This window comes from Muricauda sp. MAR_2010_75 (assembly GCF_000745185.1).
GTDB lineage: Bacteria > Bacteroidota > Bacteroidia > Flavobacteriales > Flavobacteriaceae > Flagellimonas.
The window spans coordinates 2402399-2415589 of sequence record NZ_JQNJ01000001.1 but is presented as its reverse complement, the minus strand read 5'-3'; the positions used below and the strand labels follow the sequence as shown (position 1 = coordinate 2415589).

The following is a 13191-nucleotide window of genomic DNA, read 5'->3' as shown; positions in this document are numbered from 1 at the left end:
CTGTTCCCTCATTGTGGGTTTCATTCAGTTGATTTTCAACCTAATTTTCAAATAATAACTCGCCCAAGTGGCCCAAAATTTGAAAATTATGGAACTCAAGAAAAATCCAAATCTGGAATTGAAACGGAACAACTCCCTTTATTTTTTTATTGGGATGGCGGTAATATTGCTCCTAGCCTATTTGGCTTTGGAATGGAAAACCTACTATCCAGTTTCAGAATGGGAAATTGGACAGATAGATCCTAAGGTATTGTCTGAAGAAGAACCTCCCATTACCATTCAAAAACTGAAGACCCCACTACCAAAAATCCAAACGCCACCAGTGATTGAAATCGTGCCCGATGACCCTGACATTATTGATACACCCATTAAATCAACAGAATCAGACCCAAATACTGAAATCCCATCGATTGATGATATAGAAGTTGCCAAGACGGATGAACCTGAGATAGTACCATGGATAACCATTGAAAACGCTCCTGTTTTTCCGGGGTGTGAGGTCATCTCCGATGAAGATGGAAAGAAAGCATGTTTTCAGCAGATGATGCAGAAACATATCCAAAAACACTTCCAATACCCTGAGCCAGCCCAAGAAATGGGCTTACAAGGTAGGGTCAATATAATTTTCACCATTCAAAAGGATGGTAGCATAGGTGATGTAAAAATGCGAGGACCCCATGAAATTTTGGAGACCGAAGCCGCTCGAATCATCTCCAAATTGCCCAAAATGATCCCTGGAAAGCAACGTGGAACACCTGTAAAAGTACCTTTTTCCATTCCTATTACTTTTAAGTTACAGTAAATCCAAAACTTATGAAAAAACTATTGCTGTTCCTATTATGCTTTGGAGTGCTCGACACATCATTTGGACAAACCTGTTTGGATGTGGGCTATAAATTACGCGGTTATTTTTATGTGGGCACAAGTCAAGTCGATACAACCGCATTGGGTGGCTACTACGCAGACAATAATACCCCTAAACCGATTAATTCGATGATGGAAAAGATATCAAGACCGAATGCATTCCAAGTTATTGTACAAACGGATTCCATTGTTACGTTTGTGGAGAAAGCGGCAGGGTTCAAGGTTTTCATTGTCAACACTTCCGATTCAATTGTGAAGCTTCCCGCGCAAGACAGCAGAATCTATCTTAAGCGTCAAGTTTTCTATAAAAATGAATGGCAAGACATCGAATATCTTCCGAGCAGTTGGTGTGGAAACAGTTATCATTCGGTTTTCATTGGTCCAAATGAATATTGGGACTTGGAGGCCCCTTGTATCAGGGGGGAAATTCAAGCCAAATTTCGGTTTCAATTGTTAGTCGATAATACTTCAACATTGTATGACGAGCCAAATATTTATTCGAATGAATTTAATGGGAGTTTCAACAAAAGTCAATTAATAAAGGAAGAAGGACATCAACCTATGGGGATTATGGACCCTTATGACAATTAGACCTTCCTTCGAATTTCAGCCTTTGAAAAACCACATCCGAGATGTGGTTTTTTCTCTTCAACTCAACACTGTCACCCAATTATTTGGCTATTTTTAGTAGTTTAGAAGGCACTACATTTTAAACCTAACAAACTTGAAAACGTTCCGATTTTTCCTATTGCTACCCCTAGGGCTATTTTTTTTTGGTTGTGAACTCTCAGAGGAGCAACCCAAAAAAGACTATACCACTTGGTCATCCTATCTGGGTGGTCCGGACCGAAACCACTACTCCACTTTGTCACAAATCAATAAGGAGAACGTAAAAAACCTTAAACTGGCATGGTCCTATTCCACGAGGGATAGCGGTCAAATGCAAATGAACCCCATTGTGGTTGATACCATCATGTACGGCGTTACCGCAGCACTTCGGGCCGTGGCCATCCATGCGGGAACTGGAAAAGAGTTATGGCGCTTCGGCGATTCCCTTCGGCTGAATTTATCCACCAGTAGGGGCGTTTCCTATTGGTCCAAAGACGATGACAAGCGAATTCTGTACACGGCCGGACCCAATCTGTATGCCATCAATGCCTTAACGGGCAAACCCATTTCCACTTTTGGTGATAACGGAAAAATTGACCTTCATACCGGCATGCCCAATTCGGCCAAAAATAAGTTTTTGATTTCCAACACCCCCGGAACCATTTACAAGGACCTAATTATTATGCCTATTCGCTTGGGTGAGGATGTAGGCTCTGCCCCGGGGAATGTTATGGCCTTTAATGTCATCACAGGTGATGTGGAATGGGTTTTTCACACAATCCCACATCCCAATGAACAAGGCTATGACACATGGAAAAACAAAAATGCATACAAAAGTGATATCGTTGGGGCGGCCAACAATTGGTCTGGAATGACCCTTGATGAAGAAACAGGAATAATTTATATTCCAACAGGTTCTGCTTCTCCAGATTTTTATGGAGGAAAACGAAATGGCTCCAACTTATTTGCCAATACCTTGTTGGCCTTAAATGCCAAGACTGGTGAGCGAATTTGGCATTTTCAATTGGTTCATCACGACATTTGGGACCGGGACCTCCCTGCTCCACCCAACCTCATTACTGTTAAAAGGGATGGAAAGAAGATAAAGGCCGTGGCCCAAGTTACCAAGCAAGGCTATGTTTATGTATTTGATCGCGCTACGGGTGAACCGCTTTTTGATATTGAGGAAGTTCCTGTCCCTGCTTCCACTTTGAATGGTGAGGAAGCATGGCCCACCCAACCCATTCCCGTAAAACCGAAGCCTTTTGCCAGATTGGCCAAAGATTTAACAGAGGCTGATATAAGTCCGTATGCGGAAAATAAAGAAGAACTTCAAGAGATCATACGCAATATGGATAAACGGGAATTTGCTCCTCCTAGCTTGGAACCCAATGTACTTTTTCCCGGGCTTGATGGTGCCGCAGAATGGGGAGGTACTGGTGCCGACCCAGAGGACGGTATCATTTATGTGAATTCCAATGAGATTCCATGGTACCTTCAGATGGTAGAAAATGAAGAAATAGCTGAAGATACGTCCTTGGGTGAAATCGTTTATAACAGGTACTGTGTGATCTGCCATCAGAAAGACCGAAAAGGAATGGCTTCCAGCGGTTATCCTTCCCTTATCAATATAAAAGAATCTAAGACCAAAATGGAAGTTTCCGAATTGATTGCCAACGGAAAAGGAATGATGACCGGGTTTCCTCAGATTCCCGAGGATGAAAAAGAGGCCTTGCTTCAATTTCTTTTTGATGAAAAAAGTGAGGCTGTCGCTGAAGGAACTTCACAAGGATACCCCTTGCCATATAAATTTAAAGGGTATTCCCGATTTCAGGACAATAAAGGTTTTCCGGCAATAAGCCCGCCTTGGGGAACCATGCATGCCATAGATTTGAATTCGGGTGACTTTTTATGGTCCATTACCTTGGGTGATATGCCCGAAGTAAGAGCAGAGGATGACCCCATTACGGGAAGTGCCAACTACGGAGGCCCTGTGGTCACTGAAAATGGACTCCTATTCATTGCTGGGACTGTGGATGGCCATTTAAGGGCTTTTGATAAAAATACCGGAGCATTACTTTGGAAATATAAATTACCTGCTCCCGCCTTTGCCACGCCTGCCATGTATGAGGTTGACGGCAAACAGTACATCGCCATTGCCTGTGGCGGTGAAAAATTGGGCACAAAACCGGGTGATCAAATTGTGGCATTTGCGTTGGAATAATGTTGATGCTGAAATAAAAAAACCACGCCAAGGCGTGGTTTTTTCAGCTTTTGATGTTTAAAAGCAAGCGCTAATTCTTTGCCTTAGCACTTTTATATTCTTCAATCATTTGCTCCAATTCTTCTTTGGAATTAGCTTCAAACTCTTTTACTTCATCCATTACTTCTCCATCATCCTCAAAGCTTGATGTTACGATAGCTTTGTAAGTTCCATCAGCCGTATTACTGATTTCCACGGTAAACTTTTTCTCGATGGTCTTGGTTTCCTTCATGCCTTCCTCAGAAATGGTGATAACGGTTCCATTTTCTTTAACCATGCTCAATTCATCTCCTGGTGATAAGCTTACCAAACTTGGCGCGATTACCAAGGCCACAACGGACATCAATTTCAACAAGATGTTCAAGGAAGGTCCAGAAGTATCTTTGAAAGGATCTCCAACCGTATCACCAACTACAGCAGCTTTATGGGCATCTGTACCCTTTCGACCATCGGCTTCGATCATTTTCTTTGCATTGTCCCATGCTCCACCGGCATTGGATTGGAAAATTGCCATCAACACTCCACAAGTGGTCACACCGGCCAGCAATCCGCCCAACATTTCCGCTTTTCCAATAAAGCCCACGGCAACAGGTACCGCTATGGCCAACAATCCTGGTAAAACCATTTCCTTGATAGAGGCTTTCGTGGAAATTTCTACACATTTTTGGTAATCGGCATGTCCATCAGCGGCATCAAAAATAGCTCTATCCTCGGTAGTTGCCTTAGACATGTCCGAATCATACTTTCTCATTACGGTCAAAGCAGCCTTCAGCTGTGGAATATCTTTAAATTGCCTACGGACTTCTTCTATCATGGCCATTGCGGCGCGTCCCACAGCATTCATTGATAAGGCTGAAAATACAAAAGGAAGCATTCCACCAATCAACAGACCGGCCATTACCTTCGGTTTTGAAACATCAATGGACGAAACGTGTGCAACCTGCATAAATGCGGCAAACAATGCCAAAGCGGTCAAAGCAGCCGAAGCAATGGCAAAACCCTTACCAATGGCTGCGGTCGTATTCCCAACGGCATCCAATTTATCGGTACGTTCACGAACTTCGTGTGGCAATTCTGCCATTTCTGCAATTCCGCCAGCGTTATCTGAAATGGGTCCATAGGCATCAACGGCCAATTGGATACCTGTATTTGCCAACATTCCCACGGCAGCAATCGCAATTCCGTAAAGGCCTGCAAAATGGTGCGAAACCAAAATAGCGATTGCAATCAACAAAATTGGAACCATGGTTGACATCATACCTACTCCAAGACCTGCAATAATATTTGTTGCGGCTCCAGTTTCTGATTGACGCACAATTGAACTCACTGGTTTAGTTCCAGTACCTGTGTAATATTCGGTTATTTTACCAACACCCAAACCGGCAACAAGACCTGCAATGGTTGCCCAAAAAATTCCCATTGCCCCGTATGGCAAGCCATCAACAGCTTCAGGAATCATGGCATTAATTATAAAATAAGAAGCGATAACCATTAAAATGGCCGAACCAAACTCACCAATATTCAAGGCGGTCTGTGGATTTCCTCCATCTTTTACTTTTACAAAGAAAGATCCAATGATTGACATGACGATACCAACAGCGGCCAATACCAATGGAAGATATACGGCACCCAATCCTTCAAAATCAGGGGTTATGATAAATGCTCCCAAAACCATTGTACCGATAATGGAGCCCACGTATGATTCAAAAAGGTCGGCACCCATACCTGCAACATCACCTACGTTATCTCCTACGTTATCAGCAATGGTTGCAGGGTTCAATGGATGATCTTCAGGTATTCCTGCTTCTACTTTTCCAACCAAATCTGCTCCTACATCAGCAGCTTTGGTATAAATACCGCCGCCAACACGGGCAAACAAGGCTATGGATGAAGCTCCCATGGAAAATCCTGTAAGTACGTTTAAGACCATTGATAAATTATCTGCACCTGGCCACATTTCCTGATACAACCAAAATAAGCTACTCAAACCAAGAACACCAAGACCAACAACACCAAGCCCCATAACAGCACCACCAGCAAAGGCTACTTCCAATGCTTTGCCCAAAGAGGTTCTAGCGGCATTTGTAGTTCTTACATTGGCTTTTGTGGCCACTTTCATTCCAATGAAACCAGCCAAAGCCGAACAAATGGCTCCAACAATAAAGGAAAAGGCAACCATACCGTTTGAACCTGCTTCATTGCTTCCTTTAAAGAACAATAAAACGGCTACGCAGATGACGAAAATGCTAAGAATCTTATATTCAGCCTTTAGAAATGACATTGCCCCATCCGCAATGTTCTTGGCAATTTTTGCCATCTTTTCATCCCCGACTTCCTGTTTAGAAATCCATACGTTCTTTACAATCACATACAGCAAGCCCAGAATACCAAATACGGGCAAAAATTTTATGATCAAATCCATAGTTTGTAGTTATTTAAGAATTTTTTAATGGCAGCTAATGTAGTAAAATACGAAGTAATAAAAAAAATGCGCTTTTGATTGTTAAAAGCGCATAAATTCTAGGCCTATGTTATCTATATGGTATAGGTTCGTTTCTTTTTGTGCTCACTTTCCTCATAGCGTTTCACACATTCGTGATAAATGGCTATGGCTTCATTGACATCGCCCCAACCGCCGGTATCGACCTTCTTTTTTTCCAAGTCTTTGTACACTTGAAAAAAGTGCTCTATTTCCTTTAATCTGTGTGGGTTGAGTTCACTAATATCATCCCTTTTGCTCCAAATGGGGTCCGAAACGGGCACACAAATCAATTTTTCGTCTGGCCCTTTTTCATCAGTCATGTGGAAGACCCCCACGGGCTTCACCTCGGCAACCACCATAGGATAGGTTGGCTCGGTACATAGGACCAAAACATCCAACGGATCCCCATCCAATGCGAGTGTTTCTGGAATAAAGCCATAATCACCGGGATACATCATGGAAGAAAAGAGGGTACGATCAAACCTGATCTTATGTAGTGTAAAATCGTATTCGTATTTGTTTCGGCTACCTTTTGGAATTTCAATCAATACATCAAAAGTAAGAGGTTCTTTTTTGGACATTTTTGAAGTTTTGTTTTTGCAAAAATAGCCCGTATTACTGGAATTGGGTAAGGAAATTGGTCTTTTTCCTTTAATTAAAAATTAAATCCGAAGGTTCCTGTAATCCCAAATGGTCGGGCATCTGGGTTATCCAAGTAGTTTCCCCTAAAATTGAAATCGATTCTAAAAATCTTGAAGATATTGCCCACTCCGAAGGAATACTCCCAATAAATTTGATCTTCTGGCGCCATAAGAGGGATATTGCTAGGTGCACTAAGGGCTTTATTTTCATCGGAGAGCTGCCCCCAGGCTCCACGTAATCCCACAATTTCCCTAAGGTTGAAGTTACGGAGCACTGGAATCCTTGAAAACAGCCTTCCATTAAAGTTATGCTCCAAGTGTACGGTGGCATACGTATCTGTCACGAACTCATAAAAATCTAAATTGGGGAAGGCATTGTACAACGAAAACAGAGTCTGGTTCCCGGGAATTACACTCAAAAGAGAAAGTGGTACCGCCCCAAAAGTCTTGCCCAATTCCACGCTACTGGTAAGTCGTCCAAAACCGCCTACCTGCCATGGTTGTCGGTATGAAAACTGGATTCGCTCGTAATCAAAATCACTTTCCAAAAAACCGTTGATACCTTTGGTATAGTTGAGCACTAGCGTGCTGTGGTCGTCGTTTATATTCACCCGTTCCACCCCATAGCCAATAGTTCGCCTGCCCGGTGTATAAATCAGCGTTGTATTGAGGTCAAATTGCCTTACTTCTGATGATATCCCGGTAGGGGATTCCAAATCAACATAATCCAAACTGAACGCATCGGGCAAGGCCGAACTCAATGTTCGGAATGACCCTCCCAAACTGATCCTAAAATTCTTGGCCGGTTCCATCTCAAAGTTAAGGGTAGACAGATTAATATTGGTCAAACGATTGTTCGAACCCACCGTTACCAATGAAGAGGAAGCAATACTTCGTCCCAAAACATCATTGGTACTGGTCAGACTAAGTCCCAATTGTTCAATGTCCCTCCGGTTTCCGCCAGAGACAATAAGACGGGTTTTTCTATCCAGCAGAAATTTCCCTGAAAACCCGTGCTTAAACTTTTGATCATCAAATCCATAGGCCATATAACCCTCCAAGCGCCAAGGATCGTTCTGACCAAAATAGGTCCGGGCTCCTCCCCTAAGCCGAATTCCTTCGGCATCATTGTAACCAAATGTGCTATAAATATCCCCAATGTCCAGGTTCCACTTGTCTATTTCAACATAGCCCGAACCCAAAATACTCACAATGTCATAATAGGTCCGGAACTTGGGTACGGTTTTTAGGGTATCAAGCAGTTTAAAAATCCCAGATTCATCATCATTAAGGGTTTCCAATCGGGCATTTTTCCAAAAGGTGCTGTCCCGTGCAAAGACCCTTGGGTCATAGGGGTCCGATTCCGACTTGTAAAACTCTTCGGGATGGTTGGTATTGAACTTGTAATTATCGAAGACCGTAGTTCGTTTTCCATACACTCCACGTGATTTTTCCTTTTTGGAAAAGGCAAAATCGCTCAGCATGTAATCTCTTTTCAATAGAAAAACCGAATCATTCACCACATCAAAATCCTGTTCAATATAGATCTCCTTTACCCAGTTGATGTTGGCACTTTTGGTGACCTGCATATTTATCTTCTTGATCGCAAAGGTGGAATCGTTTACCCAAAAATCCCCTTTAAAGGTAAGTTCGTTCTTTCGTCTGGGGTAATAGATGATGTTATAACACCATTTATTATCAATGAAAGTACTATCCGAAAGTACATAGTTATAGGTGTCGATCCCGGTTTTGGACAGTGGACTGGTAAAGCTTTTATCAAAAAACCGTAGGTAGTTGTCGTAAATATTGTAATCTGTATAGAGGTCTTCCACAAAAGCGGTTATGGCCTGGTTGCCTTCGAAACCGGAACTCTTGTTCCCTAATACATCTTCTTTTTCCTTGTTTATGGTGTTATCACCATAGACTCTGGAAAAGTTCTCGTTCAAGAAAAAAGGCAGGTAGGTTTTTCCGGTAACCCGGGAGGTATCCAAATCCTCGAACATAAATTCCAGTCCTTTGAACAACTTACTTTGAATTAGGGCACTGTCAATGGTATTGAGGTCAAACTCTATTTTTTCGTATTTGTCATACTCATATTGTCTGAACATCCGAACCCCGTTCTCCCGCTTTTTTTCCCAAATTTTCCGGAGAATATCTATGGCCGGATTGTCCTTTTTGGATTGTTTTCCCGTATACACCACCACTTCCTTTAATTGCTCCATGGATTCGGTCAGCACTATTTCCAGACCGTAGTTTACTTTTTGAGGTAAGGTCACTTCCATGGTCTCATAGCCTATAAAGGAAACGGTAACAGCTTCGTATGTCTCATCGGATTCCAGATAAAAACGTCCGTTATCGTTGGTGATCGTACCTTCAGATGAGTTTTTAAAAATGATATTGGCAAAGGCAACGGGCTCGCCCGATTCATCCAAAACAATGCCTCCAACCTTGGTTTGGGCAGAAAGAGCCAAAAAAGACAGGAAAAAGAATACGGCAAGGAATCTCTTCATGTTTTGATATATGGGACACTTGAAAAACCATGAGGTCTTTCTGTTTTACTTCGGTTAAATTTGACTAAAAGTAATTTTTTATCAAAAGCTGTTTCCTTAAAAAAGCCCCATCAACGAAAGTCGATGAGGCCCAAATACCTTACAAATATAACCAAGTTTATTTATATAAAACCTTTTTAACAGCTTTGATCACATCCTCGTGATTGGGCAACCATTCCGCCAAAAGCACCGGGGAATAGGGCGCAGGGGTATCTGCTGTGTTGAGTTTTACGATGGGTGCATCCAAATAATCGAATGCTTTATCCTGAACTTGATATATAATTTCGGTGGCCACATTGCCAAAAGGCCATGCTTCCTCCAAAATTACCATTCTATTGGTTTTCTTTACTGATGTAAGAATGGCGTCGTGATCCATGGGACGCACGGTACGCAAATCGATGATTTCACAGCTAATGCCTTCTTTCTCCAATTCATCGGCTGCTTTGTACGCTTCTTTAATAATCTTCCCAAAGGAAACAATGGTCACATCGGTGCCTTCTCTTTTGATATCGGCCACACCCAATGGAATGGTATACTCTCCTTCCGGAACTTCACCTTTGTCACCGTACATCTGCTCCGATTCCATAAAGATAACAGGGTCGTCATCACGAATGGCTGATTTCAACAAACCTTTGGCATCAGCAGGATTGGAGGGCACCACCACCTTTAATCCAGGACAGTTGGCGAACCAACTTTCAAAAGCTTGGGAGTGCGTTGCTGCCAATTGTCCAGCAGAAGCAGTAGGACCCCTAAAAACAATGGGGCATGGAAACTGACCAGCAGACATTTGCCTGATTTTAGCCGCATTGTTGATGATCTGATCTATTCCCACCAATGAGAAGTTGAAGGTCATAAATTCTATGATGGGTCTGTTACCGTTCATGGCAGAACCCACACCGATACCGGCAAATCCCAACTCAGAAATGGGGGTGTCCAAAACGCGTTCAGGTCCAAATTCATCCAACATTCCTTTTGAAGCTTTGTAGGCCCCATTGTATTCGGCCACTTCCTCTCCCATCAAATAAATGGTATCATCCCTTCGCATTTCCTCAGTCATCGCCTCTGCAATGGCTTCCCTAAACTGTAGTGTTTTCATTAACTGGTGATAAATAGATTCGTTAGTGTGCTTAAAAACGCAAGCAAAAATAGCAAAAACTACACGAACAATCCTTTGACTTCAATCAAAAAAAAGAACAAAATTTATTATGCATGCATAATAAATTTAGAATTTAATAGCTATCTTTGAAACCATAAACCTAAAGTATATATGAAGATTTTAGTTTGCATAAGCAACGTACCGGATACTACTTCCAAAATCAATTTTACGGAAGGCGATACTAAGTTTGACACCAATGGGGTGCAATTTGTTATAAATCCCAATGATGAGTTTGGACTGACGCGTGCCATGTGGTTCAAGGAAAAACAGGGCGCCGAGGTTCATGTGGCCACCGTGGGTGGTGCACAGACCGAGCCCACCATCCGAAAGGCATTGGCCATTGGTGCCGATGAGGCCATTCGGGTTAACGCCGAACCCACTGATGGTTTCTTCGTGGCCCAACAATTGGCCGAAGTGGTAAAAAATGGCAGTTACGACCTCATTATAGCGGGCAGGGAATCCATCGATTATAACGGGGGCATGGTTCCTGGCATCTTGGCCACTTTGTTGGATATGAACTTTGTAAATACCTGCATCAGTTTAGAGGTCGATGGCACAAACGCTACCGCCATTCGTGAGATTGATGGTGGAAAGGAAAAAATAAGCACTTCGTTGCCACTGGTGATCGGTGGCCAAAAAGGATTGGTTGAGGAAAGCGACCTTCGTATTCCCAACATGCGCGGCATAATGATGGCCCGAAAGAAGGCCTTAAATGTGGTTGAGCCTGTGGATGCATCCCAGCCTACCCAAGACCAAAAGTTTGAAAAACCGGCACCCAAAGGTCCAGTTAAATTAGTGGATGCGGACAATGTTGGGGAATTGGTCGATTTATTGCACAACGAAGCTAAAGTGATTTAATCAAAACTCAAATGCAAAGCACCAAATACCAAGCTTATGGAATTTGGGATTTGAAAAATTGAAATTTTAGAAAATTATGTCAGTACTAGTATATACCGAATCAGAAAAAGGAAAATTCAAAAAAAATGCTTTTGAAGTGGCTTCCTATGCCCATAAAGTGGCCCAAGACTTGGGAACCAGCGTTACCGCGGTTACTTTCAATGTGGAGGACAATGCATCACTGGGCGATTATGGAGTCTCCAAAGTTTTAAAAATATCCAACGACCAATTGGCCACCTTCAATGCCAAAGCCTATGCCAGTGCCTTAGCACAGGCCGCAGAAGCCGAAGGGGCCAAGGTCATTATTGTTAGTTCCAGTGCCGACAGCAAATTCTTGGCGCCCATCCTTACGGCAAAATTAAACGGAGGATATGTGCCCAACGTGGTGGCGGCCCCCGATAGCACCTCACCTTTTGTAGTGAAACGGACCGCTTTCAGTAACAAAGGGTTTGCCCATACCGAAATTACCGCCGATGTAAAGGTCATCGGGGTTTCCAACAACGCCTTTGGAGCTGTGGAGAACAACACCTCAGCAACGGTTGAGGATTTTAGTCCGTCTTTGGCAGATGATGCTTTCTCTACCAAGTCCATTGAAGTGGACAAAGTGGCTGGAAAGGTTTCCATTGCCGATGCTGACATTGTGGTTTCGGGAGGACGTGGACTCAAAGGTCCTGAGAATTGGGGCATGATCGAGGAATTGGCAAAAGTATTGGGAGCGGCAACGGCCTGCTCCAAGCCTGTCTCCGATATGGGGTGGCGTCCACACGGCGAACACGTGGGGCAAACCGGAAAACCCGTAGCCAGCAATTTGTACATTGCCATTGGTATCTCAGGGGCCATTCAACACTTGGCTGGGGTGAGTGCCTCTAAAACCAAAGTGGTCATCAACAACGACCCTGAGGCTCCTTTCTTTAAGGCCGCTGATTACGGAATTGTTGGGGATGCCTTTGAAGTAGTACCCAAACTCATCGAAAAATTAAAGGAATTTAAAGCCCAAAACGCTTAAATTTTGTTAATTTGCCCTTAACAAGGGGCTGTTCAGATAACGGTTAAAGCCACTTATTTGAACAGCCCTTTTTGGTTTAGGAGGAGATTATGAGCTTAGTACGGTTAAAAATAAAGGGAATATCATACAGTCAAACCCAGAATGGTGCTTACGCCCTTATTTTGAATGAGGTTGAAGGGGACAGAAAGCTTCCCATTGTTATAGGTGCATTTGAGGCGCAGTCCATTGCCATTGCATTGGAAAAAGAAATAAAACCGCCCAGACCCCTTACCCATGATTTGTTCAAGAATTTTGCGGACCGGTTTAAAATTGTGGTAAAGCAAGTCATTATCCATAAATTGGTGGATGGGGTATTTTATTCCAGCATCATCTGTGAGCGTGATAAGGAAGAGGAAATCATAGATGCACGCACCAGTGATGCCATTGCATTGGCGCTACGGTTTGATGCACCCATATTTACGTACAGGACCATTTTGGACAAAGCAGGAATCTTTCTCAAATTTTCTTCCAAAGAAGATGAAAATGAGGATGACGACAACAGTATAGTGGTTGATGAAATCCTTCAGGAAGGTGAAGCAGTAGAGATTGAATCCGGACCAGGTTCCCATGGCTATCGTGAAATGTCGCTGGAGGAGCTCCACAAAGAATTGGACAAGGCAGTGGCCAGCGAGGACTACGAAAAAGCTGCCAAATTACGGGACGAAATTTCCAAGCGTAAATAAAT

General features: G+C 43.0%; 10 protein-coding genes. 6 read left to right on the top strand and 4 right to left on the bottom strand.

Annotated elements, in window-relative coordinates:
* The first annotated feature begins 88 nt into the window (after nucleotides 1-88).
* From FG28_RS10730 to FG28_RS10720, 3 genes are all read left to right on the top strand, one after another.
* Nucleotides 89-802 (top strand): energy transducer TonB, encoded by a 714-nt coding sequence (locus FG28_RS10730; protein ID WP_036386482.1) that lies wholly within the window; start codon nucleotides 89-91, stop codon nucleotides 800-802.
* An 11-nt stretch (nucleotides 803-813) separates the two neighbouring features.
* Nucleotides 814-1455, top strand: a complete 642-nt coding sequence (locus FG28_RS10725) for a hypothetical protein (protein WP_036382663.1) — start codon at nucleotides 814-816, stop codon at nucleotides 1453-1455.
* A gap of 133 nt (nucleotides 1456-1588) precedes the next feature.
* Nucleotides 1589-3697, top strand: coding sequence for a PQQ-binding-like beta-propeller repeat protein (locus FG28_RS10720; protein WP_051947275.1), 2109 nt, complete (start codon nucleotides 1589-1591; stop codon nucleotides 3695-3697).
* 70 nt (nucleotides 3698-3767) lie between these two features.
* Here the strand turns inward: FG28_RS10720 and FG28_RS10715 are convergent, their stop codons facing one another.
* The 4 genes from FG28_RS10715 to FG28_RS10700 all read right to left on the bottom strand — a co-directional run bounded on the left by FG28_RS10715 (nucleotide 3768) and on the right by FG28_RS10700 (nucleotide 10519).
* Nucleotides 3768-6158, bottom strand: coding sequence for a sodium-translocating pyrophosphatase (locus tag FG28_RS10715; protein ID WP_036382658.1), 2391 nt, complete (start codon nucleotides 6156-6158; stop codon nucleotides 3768-3770).
* A 113-nt stretch (nucleotides 6159-6271) separates the two neighbouring features.
* The gene (locus tag FG28_RS10710; RefSeq protein WP_036382656.1) at nucleotides 6272-6799 is read right to left on the bottom strand and encodes an inorganic diphosphatase; all 528 of its coding nucleotides are present in this window, start codon (nucleotides 6797-6799) and stop codon (nucleotides 6272-6274) included.
* A gap of 74 nt (nucleotides 6800-6873) precedes the next feature.
* Nucleotides 6874-9369, bottom strand: coding sequence for a DUF5686 family protein (locus FG28_RS10705; protein ID WP_036382655.1), 2496 nt, complete (start codon nucleotides 9367-9369; stop codon nucleotides 6874-6876).
* A gap of 157 nt (nucleotides 9370-9526) precedes the next feature.
* Entirely contained in the window at nucleotides 9527-10519 is a 993-nt protein-coding gene (locus FG28_RS10700) for a pyruvate dehydrogenase complex E1 component subunit beta (protein WP_262491882.1), read from the bottom strand.
* 156 nt (nucleotides 10520-10675) lie between these two features.
* Here FG28_RS10700 and FG28_RS10695 point away from each other — a divergent pair, with 156 nt between their 5' ends.
* The 3 genes from FG28_RS10695 (at nucleotide 10676) to FG28_RS10685 (ending at nucleotide 13189) form a co-directional block, all read left to right on the top strand.
* Nucleotides 10676-11422: an electron transfer flavoprotein subunit beta/FixA family protein gene (locus tag FG28_RS10695; protein WP_036382651.1), complete on the top strand. Its 747-nt coding sequence runs from the start codon at nucleotides 10676-10678 to the stop codon at nucleotides 11420-11422.
* Nucleotides 11423-11498: 76 nt separating this feature from the next.
* A complete protein-coding gene (locus FG28_RS10690; RefSeq protein WP_036382649.1) occupies nucleotides 11499-12467 on the top strand; it encodes an electron transfer flavoprotein subunit alpha/FixB family protein in 969 nt (322 codons plus the stop codon).
* Between the two features lie 89 nt (nucleotides 12468-12556).
* Entirely contained in the window at nucleotides 12557-13189 is a 633-nt protein-coding gene (locus FG28_RS10685) for a bifunctional nuclease family protein (RefSeq protein ID WP_036382647.1), read from the top strand.
* Nucleotides 13190-13191: the final 2 nt, after the last annotated feature.